We start from the raw sequence: 14,068 nt of genomic DNA, 5'->3' as shown, positions 1-14,068 counted from the left end.
CCTAAAGGTTAAAAGGATGAAGAAATCCATTATCATATTCTATGTTTTATTGTTTTATGCATTAGGCCAACTTATTAGCTGGGGTATGCTGGTGGTAAAAATAGATGCCAGTAGGCTACCTATGATTATGGGTGAGGGGGCGGTTTTCCTTTTTTTATTGGGTATCGGAGCCTATTTTATTCATGCCTCTATTACGAGAGAAGAAAAACTACACGAGAACCAGCAAAATTTCCTGCTTTCGGTTACGCATGAACTAAAATCGCCTTTGGCGGCTATTAAGCTTTCACTGCAAACCATTGCCAAAAGAGAGCTTGATCGCGAAATGCAGATTTCCCTCATCAGAAATTCTCTAAAAGATGTAGAGCGTTTAGACGATTTAGTTGAGAATATGCTTCTGGCTACCAAGATAGAAAGCCGTACCTATTCTTTTCCCAAAGAAGAATTTGATTTTTCTGATTTGGTTACCAAAATTATTGATCGTTTACAGGTACATGCCTGTGGAAGCGAGCAATTGATCAAGACTAAAATAGAAAATGATATAAAAGTTATGGGCGATAAATTCGCACTTTCTTCTGTAGTAACCAATCTGGTAGAAAATGCCATTAAATACTCTGGGCCTTGTGCCGAAATTACAGTAGAATTATGTCAAAATGACGGTAAACCGTTTTTAAGTGTTGCGGATAAAGGAATGGGCGTTCCTGATAGTGAGAAGTTGCATATTTTTGATAAATTTTACCGTGTGGGTGATGAAAATGTAAGGAAATCTAAAGGAACAGGTCTTGGCTTGTTTATTGTTAAAGAAGTATTACAAAACCACGACGCTGACATAAGCGTTAAAGATAATGTGCCTCACGGGGCGATTTTTGAAGTAACATTTAATTAAAACATGTCACAAAAGCTAAGAATATTGCTGGTAGAAGACGAAGATCATTTGTTGGATGCCATTAAATTAAACCTCGAACTTGAAGGTTATAAAGTACATGCTGTTAAAGACGGTAAAACTGCACTGAAAATATTTAAAGAAGAACGCTTTAATCTGGTAATATTAGACGTAATGCTGCCTGAAATGGACGGTTTCCAGGTATGTGAAACCATACGTCTTGAAAACACGGAAGTACCGATCTTATTTTTAACGGCAAAAAACACCAGTGAAGACCGTGTAATGGGGCTTAAAAAAGGTGCTGATGATTATCTGGTAAAACCGTTTAACCTCGAAGAGCTTATTCTTCGTGTAGGTATTTTGGTTAAACGCAGTTTAAAATCAGATGATCTTAAAGAGCTGAACTCTTATAAGATTGGCGATAAAACCATTTATTTTAACTCATTTGAGCTGAAACAAGATGATGGTACGGTAGTTCCTTTAACCAAGAAAGAAACCATGTTATTAAAACTGCTTATTGAGCGTAAAAATGAAGCGGTTTCGCGTGAACAGATCCTGGAAACAGTTTGGAATTATGATGTTTATCCATCAACCAGAACAATAGATAACTTTATACTTACTTTCCGTAAGTATTTTGAACCGGATCAAAAAAATCCGATCTATTTCCATTCAATAAGAGGTGTTGGATATAAATTTACAGAAGCTAACTAATGTACAATAAAATTGGGCGCTATTGTTTTATGGCGCTTTTTGCAATTGTCTGCGTGTTTTTCGTGTATAGGCAACAATACCAATTGGCATCTATAGTGGGTGTGTTTTTGGGTTTCATTATTTGGAGCCATTTTAAGCATAGCTCAGTACTGATTGCTTCTAAATATTTTAAGAATTCTGATTACGAAAAAGCAGAAAAATATTTAGATGAGGTTGACAACCCAGACAGGCTTACCAAAACCCGCAGAGGGTTTTATGAATTTATGAAAGCTAATATTGCACTGAAGAAGGATGATTTTGAAACTGCAGAAAGACATTTTCAGATTGCCAGTCGTTTTCCCTTAGGCGGTAAGAATGATAAAGCATATGTGCTGATACATTTGGCTAATCTGGCTTTGCGTAAAAAAGATGGAACCAGAGCGATGGCCTATATTGAAAAAGCGAAAGAACTGGCAACCACCAGCCGGGCAACAGATATTATAAACGTAATAGAGAAAGAAGCCGCTAAACTGGCAAATTAAAACATGGAGAATAATTTATTTTTAGACGCAGCATTTTCTAAAGCTACAGAACGACCACCCGTGTGGATGATGAGACAAGCAGGCCGTTTTATGCCTGAGTATTGGGAAATTAAAAACAAATACTCTTTTTTAGAGATGTGCAAAATTCCCGAAGTTGCAGCAGATGTTACCATGCTGCCAGTAGATTTATTGGGAATTGATGCCGCGATCTTATTCTCTGATATTTTAGTGACTGGAGAGGCCATGGGCGGAGACCTTAGTTTTACACAAGGCGTAGGACCTAAATTTGCCAATCCTGTGCGTACGCAGAAAGATATAGATGCTTTAGCTACCGATGTTTTGGATAAACTGCAATACGTGGCCGATGCTATTAAAGTAATACAACAATGTTTAAACGGCCGTATTCCTTTGATTGGTTTTGCCGGGGCTCCATTTACCGTTATGAGCTATTTGGTAGAGGGAGGCTCTTCTAAAGATTTTAAACTAACCAAATTATTGATCCATAATCATCCAGAGCTGGCACACCAGTTATTGAGTAAAATAGCTAAGGTAACGGTTGATTACCTGAATATGCAGATTGATGCAGGTGTAAATGCGCTGCAGTTATTTGATAGCTGGGCTTTAGCTTTATCATGGAATGATTATCAAGAGTTCTCGCATCAATACAATGCGCAGATCATAGCAGGCTTAAATAGAAAAAATATTCCTGTAATTTCTTTTTGTAAAGGAAGTTCTGTTTTTGCTCCAATTATGGCCCAAGCCAAACCAGATGTGGTTTCTGTTGATTGGAATGCAGATCTGTTGAATATTAAAAAAGCTTTACCAGAAGGTATTGCCGTACAAGGTAATCTAGATCCACATATTTTATATGCGGATAAACCTGTAATTAAAGCACAGATCCATAAGTTATTTGAGCGTATGAGAGGCGAAAAAGGATTTATCTTTAACTTAGGGCATGGCATTATGCCTGATATTCCTTTTGATCATGTAAAATATGCCATCGAAGTGGTAAAAGAATTTAAATATTAATAATGTATAAGGAGGTCTAAAATCTTTCTTGCTTCATACTGGATTTGTTTCAGTATCTTGAGATAAAAGATGAATTTTAGACCTCTTTTATATTTTGCAAATGCTAAACTTGTTTTGGTCTAAGTAAAATTAAATGGAAGCCTACTACAGATACATATTAGCTGTGCACATTATTTTTGTGGTAAGCTGGATGGCAGGTCTTTTTTATGGCGTACGCTTGTTCATTTACCATACAGAAGCCAATCAGAAAGATGAGCCCGAACGTAGTATTCTCTTAAAAGAATACACCAAAATTACCGCAAGGTTATGGAGCATTATAGCTACACCTGCCATGATTTTGGCTGTAGCAGCAGGTTTAACCATGATTTACATCGTTCCGGGTTGGTTATACCAACCGTGGATGCATGTAAAATTAGGTTTTGTAGCGCTCTTGTTAATTTATCATTTTACCTGTCAGCGTATCATGAAACAATTGCGCAAAGGTATTTTCAAGAGAAGCTCTACGCAATTACGTTTGTGGAATGAGGTAGCTACCGTTTTACTTGTAGCTATTGTATTTACTGTAATTTTAAAAAGCGCTATAGACTGGCTGTACGGTTTAATTGGCTTAATTATTTTTTCAGCTGTAATTATGTTAGCTGTTAAACTTTATAAGAACTACCGGGAGAAAAATAACTTATAGTGAACATGTTTTTTTATTTTTAACAAAAATATCCAAACATTATCACCTATATGATCAATAAATATTTTCTGCTGTTATTGGTAACGTTGTTAGCAGGCTTTAGGGTAAACGCACAGTTTGATAACAACTACCTGTACAACAGAACCCGTCCTTCAGATAGTTTATCTAAAGAACTTCACTTTAACTTCTACAATTTTAACTATGTCAGGAATTATGAATATAGTAATAACTTTCATGACGGTTATACCCTATTTGGTACACAGTTACAACCACAGCTAACTTATTATGCAAATCCTAATTTAGCGGTAACCGCAGGAGCCTATTTGCGTAAAGATTTCGGTAACGAAAAAGGACTTGAAGATGCCAAGCCTTTATTTAATGTTACCTACCATAAAAAAGATCTGAGCTTTATTTTTGGGAGCCTGGAAGGAAATATTGCACACGACTATATAGAGCCCATTTACGATTTTGAACGTAAAATTACTACACCTATTGAGTATGGTACCCAGCTACTGGTAGAAAAACCAAAATTTAAGCTTGATACTTGGGTGTCGTGGCAAAAAATGATCTATAAAGGAGATGCTGCAAAGGAAGAGATTGCGGGAGGTTTAATTACACAAACTACTCTCCTCGAAGATGAAGGCTGGAAGCTTAGTATTCCTGTACAATTTTTAGCTTACCACCAGGGCGGACAGATAGACGTATTAAAAGAAATTCCAATCAGTACACTGTTTAACGGAGCTGCCGGGTTTAAAATTGAAAAAAGCTTAGGATATAATGTTAAGGAAATCTTTATGCATAATTATTTGGCAATATATAAGGATTTCTCGCCCGAAAAACTCAGAGCTTACCAAGGAGGTTTCGGTTTATGGCTCAATTTAGGTGCAAATACCCGTTGGGGTACCCTTATGGCAACTTACTGGAAAGGCAATAACTTTATTAGTATTAAAGGGATGCCATTATACCAATCGGTTTCAGAAAATCTTTATGAATATGGTTATACACGCAGCCAGCGTAACATTATAGCCATACGTTATGCTTATCAGCATGAACTTTTGCCGCATCTTTATTTAGATATCAGAGTTGAGCCTCATTTTGATCTGGATGAGAAAGCCAATAACCTACAATTTAATCATTCTTTATTTTTAACCTATAAACAAGATTTTAAAGTATTTAAAACGAAAAACTAATTTTAAATACTTTATGGGTTAAGTTCTTGAAAGTGAAAATGATTGCCATCTTTTAAGAGCGAAAAAGGCTAAAACCGATAAAAAAATGGTGTAAATAATTTTTTGAAAAAAAATACAGCGCAATGCAACCTTTCACTTTAAAATGCCATCTACCCTATAACACAAACAAATGAAAGTGGCGAAAACCTATACTTTAGAAGAATTACTGGAAGGCTGTAAGACAGGCAGCAGGCAAATGCAGGAGCAGCTGTATCGGCAGACCGCTTCTAAAATGCTGGCCATCTGCATGCGTTATGCCAAAGACAGAATGGAGGCAGAGGATGTTCTGCAAATGGGATATGTTAAAATATTTCAGAAAATAAAAGAATATAGAGGAGAAGGATCTTTTGAGGGGTGGATACGAAGAATTATGGTGAATACGGCAATAGAAAGTTACCGTAAAAATGTACGTTCATTAAATGTAGTGGCAATTGATGAGGCTTATGAACAACCCTCTTCAGGGTTTGATTTTAGCCGTTTGGGTATGCAGGATCTGTTAAAAGTAATACAAAAACTAGCAGATGGTTATCGAATGGTGTTCAACATGTATGCTATAGAAGGCTATTCTCACAAAGAAATAGCGGAAACTTTGGGTATTACAGAAGGAGCCAGCAAATCACAACTATCAAGAGCAAGAGCAATATTACAACAAGAAATTTTAAAATTGGAGGGCTTTGGTTATGCAACACATGCAGGATAAAGACTTTGATGATTTGTTTAAAGACAAATTTATGGATGCAGAAATAGAACCTTCTGCACATTTATGGAACAACATTAAGCAGGAGTTAGAACCTAAGCGTAAACGGGTATTCCCAATTTACTGGATGGCAGCAGCTTGCTTACTGGTTGCTGTTACAGGTCTCATTCTTACACAAGAAAAGAGAACCCTACGCTTACATGGTAAAACAGAGACTTTAGCTAAAACAGTAGATGTAAATACAACTGTTGCGGAAGAATTACAAACCTCAGGAAATACAGCCGTTAAAGCAGATTATAAAGAACCTGTAGCTAAAACAAATTTTCATTTAGTATCAAATAAGAAACAGTCTGATGAAATGATAAAAAATATTCAAACAGACTTGCAACCAAAAGAAAACATAGAGCGTCTTCCTATTAAATCTTTAGATGTGATGCCTTATGATGTTACTAAAAGTGAAACAACTGTAGCCACAGCGAATACAGGAAATACCAGTCCTGTTAATGAGCAAATGATGGCGCAGGTAGACCATGCTAAAACGCCGGATACAGAATTAACAGAAGAAGCTGAAAGCACACAAAATAAAAAAGGATTTAGAAACGTGGGAGATGTGGTCAACTATGTAATAGACAAAGTAGATAAGAGAGAAAAGAAGCTGATCAGATTTAACACAGACGATGATGATAACTCATCTATAATCGGGATAAACATTGGTTTTGTGAAATTAAACTCAAAAAAGAACAAACAAAATAATTAAGAATATAAACACACACATATTATGAAACCTGGATTTTTAACTTCAATTTTAGTAGGCGGACTTACTTTATTGAGCTCACTTCATGTTAATGCGCAAACAGACAGCGTAAAACGTAAAGCTGGAGAAATTGATTACGGTGTAGGTATAACCATAAACATTAAAAAGAACAGAGACAGTGCAAATCAAAAGGGTAGTGATGCACGTTTTGTAGGAGGAATAACCTTTACGCGTTTAGACATTGGTTTTTCAAGATTAATAGACAACGGCAGCTTTTCTTTATCACCAGCCAACAGCTTTTTAAGCTATAGAGGGGGCAAAACAAGTACGGTTTCTTTTGATGTACTGCAATTAGGTTACAGGTTTAACAAATACTTTAAAATTTATCTTGCCGGTGGTTTTGACTGGACACACATCCGCTTAAATAAAGACATTACCATGCAAAAAGATAAACCGGCTTTAACTTACATCGAAGAACCTGTAGAATTTAGTAAAAACCGTTTCTCGAGCAGCTACTTACACGTTCCTTTAAATTTTGAGCTTAGAACACAGGAAAACCGTTATGGTAAGCGCTTTAGATTGGTAGTGGGTCCAGAAATAGGTTTCCTGCTCAATGGTAAGGTAAAACAAATCAGTGAAGAACGTGGTAAAGTAAAACAAAAAGACAACTATAACTTTGCGCCGTTCAGATACGGAGGGGCAATCAGATTAGGTTACGGAGGTTTAGGTATATTTGCTAAATATTATGCAAACGATATGTTTGACAGCACTCCGCAAAAAGGCTTGAAAAATATGTCGTTCGGTATAACTTTTGGTCTTAACTAATTGATCCTTTAACGCTCTATGCTTTAATTTAAGAAAATGGAGATGCAGTGGCAGAATGGATGAATGAAGCCACGTCTAAATCAACTGAATGGCAATTTGTAGATGCCTATGTGCAAAAACACGGTTGTAAATTCATGGAAAGACATTTTCGTTAAATCGCCAAGAGAGATTTATGAAAACAGTGGATTTATCAGCTGATATGAGGTTAAAGAAATAACATAACACACAAATCAAAAAACCGCCTGTATTTGGGCGGTTTTTATTTTTAAAATATTTTAAAGAAAATTTGCTTCTGTTTTAGGATCAATTGATTAATCTGGTGTTAACCGTACATTAACACAATTTCTTCATTACTTTTTTGTAATTACATCAAATACAATAGCACCAATAAGTAACAAAACATTTAAAGAAACCATACCTAAAATGTATGCAAAAAATGCTTTCAAATAATTGGAGAATTTGCGTTCAAAAAAACTTCCAATAGCAAAGCTCATATAAACAAAAGAGAATGAATATATGAGAGTACTGATTGTAAGATCGTTAAAGTATCTTGATATTATAGGATCGATGCTCAAAATCAACATTCCTTGACCTATTACAAAGCAAAGCATAACAATGATTTCGTAAAAATTATACGGGTATTTTTTAAAAAATATCCTAATCCAAAAAGCAATGAAAACAAGTACTAAGAGATTAGAATAACCAAAATTATTCTGAACCCAACTAAATACAGATACAATGCTCGAATCTCCATAATATTGTTTGTACAGTTCTTCTACTTTTAAATCTACTTGAAAATAATGCGCAATTAAAGTATAGATTACTGAAGATAAGATTAAAAAAGTAACAGGTTTTGTTAGCCTAACTCTGTTTTTATACAGATAATAAGAGATAGTTTGGGCAGGTCTCAAACATAATTCCTTTACCGTAAATACAAAACCCTTTTCATATCCCAATAAGCTTAGAATTTCATTTTTAGCGTAATTCCTGTCAATTCTCTTTAGTTCGAGATTTTGGCCACAGTTTCCACAAAAGTTTCCGGTTGCTGCTGTATTACAATTTTGGCAGTTTATCATTGATTTAGATTTCTTTCTTTTAACAATGCTTCAAGTTCTTTATTTATAGCTTTGTTCTTAGCAGCTACAGGTATATAAACTACCGGAAGAAAAGTTAATAAACCAAAGCCATTTTTTATAGTACTGTAAAAGGAAACACCTATCAATAAGCCAATGATTGCAGCATCAAAAATCTTAGATGATTTAATTTTTTTTGCTCTCTGGATCAATTCTTCATCAGTTAAGCCCGCTAATTTATTTTGTATCATTTGGTTAAAATTACTTTGTGTAATCTATCTGTGCAGCAAAGATATTTAAAAATGTTAAATACAATTTTAAAAAGCTCGTATCCTGAAATAAAAGCGTTTTTAAGTAGCTTGTTTTTAGTTGTAAATCTCTGGATATTTATTTTAAAGCAATCTTTTTCTTGATTTTTTACTAAATAAATTAGTAATTTAGCTTTTGTTTTGCTAAATTAAATAGTTTATGAACGGGCGTGCTTTAGAAAAACTCGCTATTCTGGCCGATGCAGCTAAATATGATGTAAGCTGTAGTTCGAGCGGAAGCGACAGAAAGAATAAAAATAAGGGTTTAGGTAATACCGGAGCAGGGATATGTCATACTTATACAGAAGATGGGCGTTGTGTTTCGTTGTTAAAAATACTACTGACCAATTATTGCATTTATGATTGTGCCTATTGTGTTTCGAGGCGTTCTAATGATATTAAACGTGCTGCATTTACGGTGCAGGAAGTGGTTGATCTGACTATTAATTTTTACAGGAGAAACTATATTGAAGGGTTATTTCTGAGCTCTGGGATTTTTAAGGACCCTGATTATACCATGGAGCGCTTGGTACGAATTGCTAAAAAACTAAGAAATGAGCATAATTTTAATGGTTATATCCATTTAAAAACTATACCCGGTGCTTCGCAAGAACTCATTTATGAGGCCGGACTATATGCCGATCGTTTGAGTATCAATCTTGAAATACCAACAACATCGGGTTTAAAACTATTGGCTCCCGAAAAAGACCATCAGCAAATGGCGAAACCGATGGATTATATTAAAAACACTATTATACAGGTTAAAGAAGAAAAAAAGATCATTAAAAACACGCCAAAATTTGTACCCGCTGGGCAAAGCACGCAGATGATTATTGGTGCGGCAAAAGAGAGCGACTGGCAGATTATACATGCTGCGCAACATTTTTATAAGACTTATCAGTTAAAACGTGTATATTACTCGGGTTACGTGCCTATTTCAAATGATACGCGTTTGCCAGCGTTAGGAACGGCTGTACCTATGGTAAGAGAAAACAGGCTTTACCAGACCGATTGGCTGTTACGTTTTTACAAATTTGAAGCAAGTGAAATCCTAAATCCTACAAATCCTTTATTGGATTTAGATATTGATCCCAAACTAAGCTGGGCATTGAGAAATATGCATCAGTTTCCGGTAGATATTAATCAAGCAAGCTATGAAATGATTTTGCGGGTTCCTGGTATTGGGGTTACTTCTGCCAAGAAAATTGTTGCGGCCCGTAAATTTTCAAAGCTGCGGATTATACATTTAGAAAAAATAGGCATCTCTTTAAGCAAGGCCAAATATTTTATTACCTGTCAGGGTTACCAGCAGCAGATTGTGCATCTACAGGCCGATAAGATCAAACACTATATTTTGTCGCAGTCTGCCAGTAAATACATAAAAGGAAACTCTCAGCAAATGCAATTATTTTAACCATGCAACATAGGGTTCTGGAGTATGACGGTTCATGGTACGGGCTTTTAACGCTCATTTTTGAAGTGTATGAGCACAAATATGAAGTAAGTACTATTCTTAATCAGCAAAGAACAGGAATGCAAACTGATTTTTTTGCCCAAAATGCAATTGTAACCACCAATAGGCAGAAAGCAGAAAGGGTAGCAAAAGGGTTGAAAGCAAAAGTAGGCACCGAAGGCTTAGAGGAACTATATGAGGCTTATCTTTCTGAATTGAAGGGCGTAGAAATGTTGATATTAAAAGTCGTTCAATATTATTTCTCCGTGCAAAAGGCAAGTCATAAAAATTATGCTCATCCTCAACTTATTGAAATCAAGAAAATCGTGAAATCTGTTTCGAGAGAGAGGCACCGTATGAAAGCATTTGTAAGATTTCAGCTTTTGTCAGATGGTATTTACTTTGCGCTTGTAGAACCCGATTTTAATGTGCTACCTTTAATTGTGAAGCATTTTAAAGAACGTTATGCAGATCAGCGATGGGTTATTTATGATGGCAAAAGAAATTACGGGATCAGTTATGATCTGCATGAAGTAAATGAGGTTCTATTTGGAGAAGAAGAGATTACGGTTAACCAGAAAAGTATTGCCGTTGGTTGGCACGAAGAAGAAGCTTTTTATGGTAAGTTGTGGAATTTATATTTTAAGTCTGTCAATATAAAAGAGCGAAAAAATACCAAACTACATGTGCAGCATGTGCCCAAAAGATACTGGAAATATTTAAACGAGAAATTGTAGTATATGTAAAGAAAAAGGTCATTTGAAATATAATTCAGAAAACCTTTGTTAACTTTACACACGTGAATAACAAGCAAATTCTTAACGTTAAGAACTTAACCAAACAGCATCAACCGGGATTACATTCAGGTATCAAAGACATCAGTTTTGACGTGTTTGAGGGCGAAATAGTTGCCATTATAGGCGAAAGCGGAAGTGGGAAATCGACCTTATTAAAATCTATTTATGGTTTATTGAAATTAGATGAAGGAGAAGTAATCTTTAACGGAAAAAGAGTAAAAGGTCCTGATGAACAGCTAATTCCCGGTCATGCCGAAATGAAAATGGTAACGCAGGATTTTTCGCTGAATATTTATGCCAAAGTGTATGATAACATTGCTTCAATGTTACCCAATACCAATGTGGCTTTAAAAGAGCAGAAAACATTGGAAATGTTAGATAACTTGCATATAACCCATTTAAAAAACAAAAGGATTGTAGAGCTGAGTGGTGGAGAACAGCAGCGTGTGGCCATAGCCAGGGCTTTGGTAAGTGATACAAAAGTTTTGTTACTGGATGAACCTTTTAGCCAAGTAGATTCTATTCTGAAAAGCCAGTTAAGGGCTGATATTAAAAGATTGGCAGAAAAAACAGGGCTGACTATTATTTTGGTTTCGCATGATGCCGGTGATGGGTTGTCTATGGCAGACAGGCTTATTATCTTGAAAGATGGCATGTTATTGCAGAATGATCAGCCTAAAACTGTTTATGAGCACCCTAACCATTATTATACCGCTAAGATTTTAGGCAATGCGGTGGTTCTAAACACAGAACAGGCCAATAAACTGAGCATTGGGTCTAAAGCACCGTATATTGCCTTTTACCCTGAATGGGTAAAGATCAGCAAAGAAAAAGAAGGCATTTTATTTACGGTAAAAGATGTACAGTTCAAAGGTTTTTATGAAGAGCTTATCTTAGAAAAAAATGGTATTCATATACGTTCAGTACAGTTTGAAACGGGCATCTACAAAAAAAACGACCATGTTTATGTAAACATTGGCCGTTTTCTTGAATTTTAAGCTATCTTATTGATACGATTCTATCAGTACAATTTTTACCCTTGTTCTGCTACTAGGTTTAATAGGTTGAGTATCCTGATTATCAGAGCTTTGAACATCAATGGTTAATGAACCTGCTTTTACTGAATAACTGAAAGCATCTACATTATATACAAAAGGTAATTGCTCATAAATATTGGTGTCGCCCCTTGAAATGTAAACCAAGATACCATCATCTTCAAACGTTCTTGGATCTATTCTGCTATCGTTAATGGTAGCAGAGTACGTTAAACCATCTGAACTTAAAGCCCATTGATTGGTTTCAATGTATTTAACTATCGTTAAATTGTTTGGTCGTACATAAGTTTCTTTTTTGCATGATGCTAAACCCAGTGTAGCAATGCAAAGGAGTAGTAAGGTTAATTTTCTCATACGATTAGTTTCATTTGTGTGTTTGACGTGTTAATGCAAAACCATTGCCAAAAAAAGACATTCCAAAGCTTTCTATCATTTCCTATCTGATGAAAAGTCTTTTAAAACCTAACATTTCGCTTCATTTTATATTCTGAAATAAGTTTATAATATCAATAAACTTATTTTTTGAATATTTCCTGCCTGCGCACCAAATGTATTTTTCGATTTAAATGTTGCCAAAATTTAGTACAGTTACTTGTTAAGCTGTACCAAATTATACGCATTTGTTAAACAAAGTAATGCAAGTTTTGTTTGGCTTATTCATACCTTAAAGCTTTAGGATTTAAAACACTAAAACGAGTTCAGCATGACGTGTTAGCCTAATGCGCATTTAATTAAAGAAAGAAATCTTATAATTAACTACTATACAAGATATTCAAAAAGTGTAGCATCCTGGTTCAGTTCTATGATATCAAATTTTGATTTCATACGGTTGAGTAAGCCTGTATAATCTTCTTTATGTTTCAGTTCTATACCTACAAGCGCAGGGCCATTCTCGCGATTGGTTTTTTTGATAAACTCAAAACGGGTAATATCATCATGTGGCCCTAAAACCTCGGTTACAAAAAGTTTTAAAGCCCCCGGACGCTGCGGAAAACGTACGAGGAAATAATGCTTTAATCCTTCAAACAATAAGGATTTTTCTTTAATCTCCTGCATGCGTTCTATGTCATTATTCCCGCCGCTGATTACACAAACTACATTTTTACCTTTGATCTGTGTTTTAAACTGGCTAAGTGCCGCCACAGCTAATGCGCCTGCGGGTTCAACTACAATGGCATCTTCATTATATAATTTTAAGATGGTGGTACAGATTTTGCCTTCAGGCACTAAATGTGTCTCGTCCAATAAATCCCTGCAATACTCAAAGGTTAAATTGCCTATGCGTTTTACGGCAGCACCATCCACAAAACGATCAATATGCTCTACGGTAAAGGGTTGGTTATGTTCTAAAGCCCTGGTTAAAGAAGGTGCACCTTCAGGCTCCACACCAAATATCTTGATGCTCGGTTTTACTGCTTTAAGATAGGCGCTTAAGCCCGAAGCAAGGCCGCCGCCGCCTACAGGAACAATGGCGACATCTATTTCGGGTAGATCCTCAAAAATTTCCATACCTACGGTTCCTTGCCCCTCAATTATTTTTTCATCATCAAAAGGCGGAATGAACGTTGCTGATTTTTGCTCGGTATAGACCAGCGCTTCTTTTAAACAATCGTCAAAAGTATCGCCTACCAGTACAATTTCAATATTATTGCCACCGAACATATTTACCTGCGTAATTTTTTGCTTGGGTGTAATTTCGGGCATAAAAATAACACCTTTGATGTTGAGCTTGTTACATGAATAAGCTACGCCTTGGGCATGATTGCCCGCGCTTGCGCAAACTACGCCGTTTACCAAGTCTGTTTGCGGCAGGCTGCTAATTTTATTATAGGCACCACGCAGTTTATAAGACCTTACAATCTGTAAATCTTCTCTTTTAAGGTAAATATTGGCCTCAAATAGCTTTGAGAGGCCGGCATTGTATTCTAATGCGGTGCGCCTTACTACATTTTTAAGGCGTTGAGCTGCACTGCTGAAATCTAAAGTATATTGCGTGGTATCCATTTTATGGTTTTGTTATTTGAAGTGAGATATAGGTGTTTTATCTGCTCATT

At 35.8% G+C, this 14,068-nt stretch carries 16 protein-coding genes; 12 read left to right on the top strand and 4 right to left on the bottom strand.

From position 1 onward, the window contains the following. Nucleotides 1-16 precede the first annotated feature (16 nt). The 9 genes from ACLHG9_RS15025 to ACLHG9_RS14985 all read left to right on the top strand — a co-directional run bounded on the left by ACLHG9_RS15025 (nt 17) and on the right by ACLHG9_RS14985 (nt 7,328). Nucleotides 17-883: a sensor histidine kinase gene (locus ACLHG9_RS15025; protein WP_410222322.1), complete on the top strand. Its 867-nt coding sequence runs from the start codon at nt 17-19 to the stop codon at nt 881-883. Between the two features lie 3 nt (nt 884-886). After that, nucleotides 887-1,591, top strand: a complete 705-nt coding sequence (locus ACLHG9_RS15020) for a response regulator transcription factor (RefSeq protein ID WP_243361564.1) — start codon at nt 887-889, stop codon at nt 1,589-1,591. Beyond that, entirely contained in the window at nt 1,591-2,112 is a 522-nt protein-coding gene (locus tag ACLHG9_RS15015; protein ID WP_410222321.1) for a tetratricopeptide repeat protein, read from the top strand. Before ACLHG9_RS15020 ends, ACLHG9_RS15015 begins: the two co-directional genes overlap by 1 nt. 3 nt (nt 2,113-2,115) lie before the next feature. Next, nucleotides 2,116-3,141: a uroporphyrinogen decarboxylase gene (hemE, locus tag ACLHG9_RS15010; RefSeq protein ID WP_410222320.1), complete on the top strand. Its 1,026-nt coding sequence runs from the start codon at nt 2,116-2,118 to the stop codon at nt 3,139-3,141. A 133-nt stretch (nt 3,142-3,274) separates the two neighbouring features. After that, complete coding sequence (gene hemJ / locus ACLHG9_RS15005) at nt 3,275-3,823, top strand: protoporphyrinogen oxidase HemJ (protein ID WP_410222319.1); 549 nt, start codon at nt 3,275-3,277, stop codon at nt 3,821-3,823. 50 nt (nt 3,824-3,873) lie between these two features. After that, a complete protein-coding gene (locus ACLHG9_RS15000) occupies nt 3,874-5,013 on the top strand; it encodes a hypothetical protein (protein ID WP_410222318.1) in 1,140 nt (379 codons plus the stop codon). 169 nt (nt 5,014-5,182) lie between these two features. Beyond that, the gene (locus ACLHG9_RS14995; protein WP_410222317.1) at nt 5,183-5,752 is read left to right on the top strand and encodes an RNA polymerase sigma factor; all 570 of its coding nucleotides are present in this window, start codon (nt 5,183-5,185) and stop codon (nt 5,750-5,752) included. Further along, the gene (locus tag ACLHG9_RS14990) at nt 5,742-6,506 is read left to right on the top strand and encodes a hypothetical protein (RefSeq protein ID WP_410222316.1); all 765 of its coding nucleotides are present in this window, start codon (nt 5,742-5,744) and stop codon (nt 6,504-6,506) included. The genes ACLHG9_RS14995 and ACLHG9_RS14990 overlap by 11 nt, the downstream gene beginning before the upstream one ends. 21 nt (nt 6,507-6,527) lie before the next feature. Continuing rightward, the gene (locus tag ACLHG9_RS14985) at nt 6,528-7,328 is read left to right on the top strand and encodes an outer membrane beta-barrel protein (RefSeq protein WP_410222315.1); all 801 of its coding nucleotides are present in this window, start codon (nt 6,528-6,530) and stop codon (nt 7,326-7,328) included. A 350-nt stretch (nt 7,329-7,678) separates the two neighbouring features. On the opposite strand, the gene ACLHG9_RS14980 is transcribed toward ACLHG9_RS14985, so the two are convergent. Further along, on the bottom strand, nt 7,679-8,404 hold the full coding sequence (locus tag ACLHG9_RS14980) for a DUF3667 domain-containing protein (RefSeq protein WP_410222314.1): 726 nt from the start codon (nt 8,402-8,404) through the stop codon (nt 7,679-7,681). Next, nucleotides 8,401-8,652 (bottom strand): hypothetical protein, encoded by a 252-nt coding sequence (locus ACLHG9_RS14975; protein ID WP_410222313.1) that lies wholly within the window; start codon nt 8,650-8,652, stop codon nt 8,401-8,403. Before ACLHG9_RS14975 ends, ACLHG9_RS14980 begins: the two co-directional genes overlap by 4 nt. A 217-nt stretch (nt 8,653-8,869) precedes the next feature. Between ACLHG9_RS14975 and ACLHG9_RS14970 the strand changes: the two genes are divergently transcribed. From ACLHG9_RS14970 to ACLHG9_RS14960, 3 genes are all read left to right on the top strand, one after another. After that, nucleotides 8,870-10,123 carry a putative DNA modification/repair radical SAM protein gene (locus tag ACLHG9_RS14970; protein WP_410222312.1) on the top strand — a complete coding sequence of 418 codons (1,254 nt, stop codon included), beginning with the start codon at nt 8,870-8,872 and terminating at the stop codon, nt 10,121-10,123. Between the two features lie 2 nt (nt 10,124-10,125). Beyond that, nucleotides 10,126-10,899, top strand: coding sequence for a TIGR03915 family putative DNA repair protein (locus tag ACLHG9_RS14965; protein ID WP_410222311.1), 774 nt, complete (start codon nt 10,126-10,128; stop codon nt 10,897-10,899). A 62-nt stretch (nt 10,900-10,961) separates the two neighbouring features. Then, nucleotides 10,962-11,957, top strand: coding sequence for an ABC transporter ATP-binding protein (locus ACLHG9_RS14960; RefSeq protein ID WP_410222310.1), 996 nt, complete (start codon nt 10,962-10,964; stop codon nt 11,955-11,957). 6 nt (nt 11,958-11,963) lie between these two features. Here ACLHG9_RS14960 and ACLHG9_RS14955 read toward each other — a convergent pair whose 3' ends face one another. Further along, a complete protein-coding gene (locus ACLHG9_RS14955) occupies nt 11,964-12,368 on the bottom strand; it encodes a hypothetical protein (protein WP_410222309.1) in 405 nt (134 codons plus the stop codon). Nucleotides 12,369-12,773: 405 nt separating this feature from the next. Beyond that, nucleotides 12,774-14,018 carry a threonine ammonia-lyase IlvA gene (gene ilvA, locus ACLHG9_RS14950; RefSeq protein WP_410222308.1) on the bottom strand — a complete coding sequence of 415 codons (1,245 nt, stop codon included), beginning with the start codon at nt 14,016-14,018 and terminating at the stop codon, nt 12,774-12,776. Between the last annotated feature and the right edge of the window lie 50 nt (nt 14,019-14,068).

Source organism: Pedobacter sp. (genome assembly GCF_046462515.1).
Lineage (GTDB): Bacteria > Bacteroidota > Bacteroidia > Sphingobacteriales > Sphingobacteriaceae > Pedobacter.
Note: the sequence above shows the minus strand (reverse complement) of the source record. Positions and strands in the feature narration are given on the sequence as shown.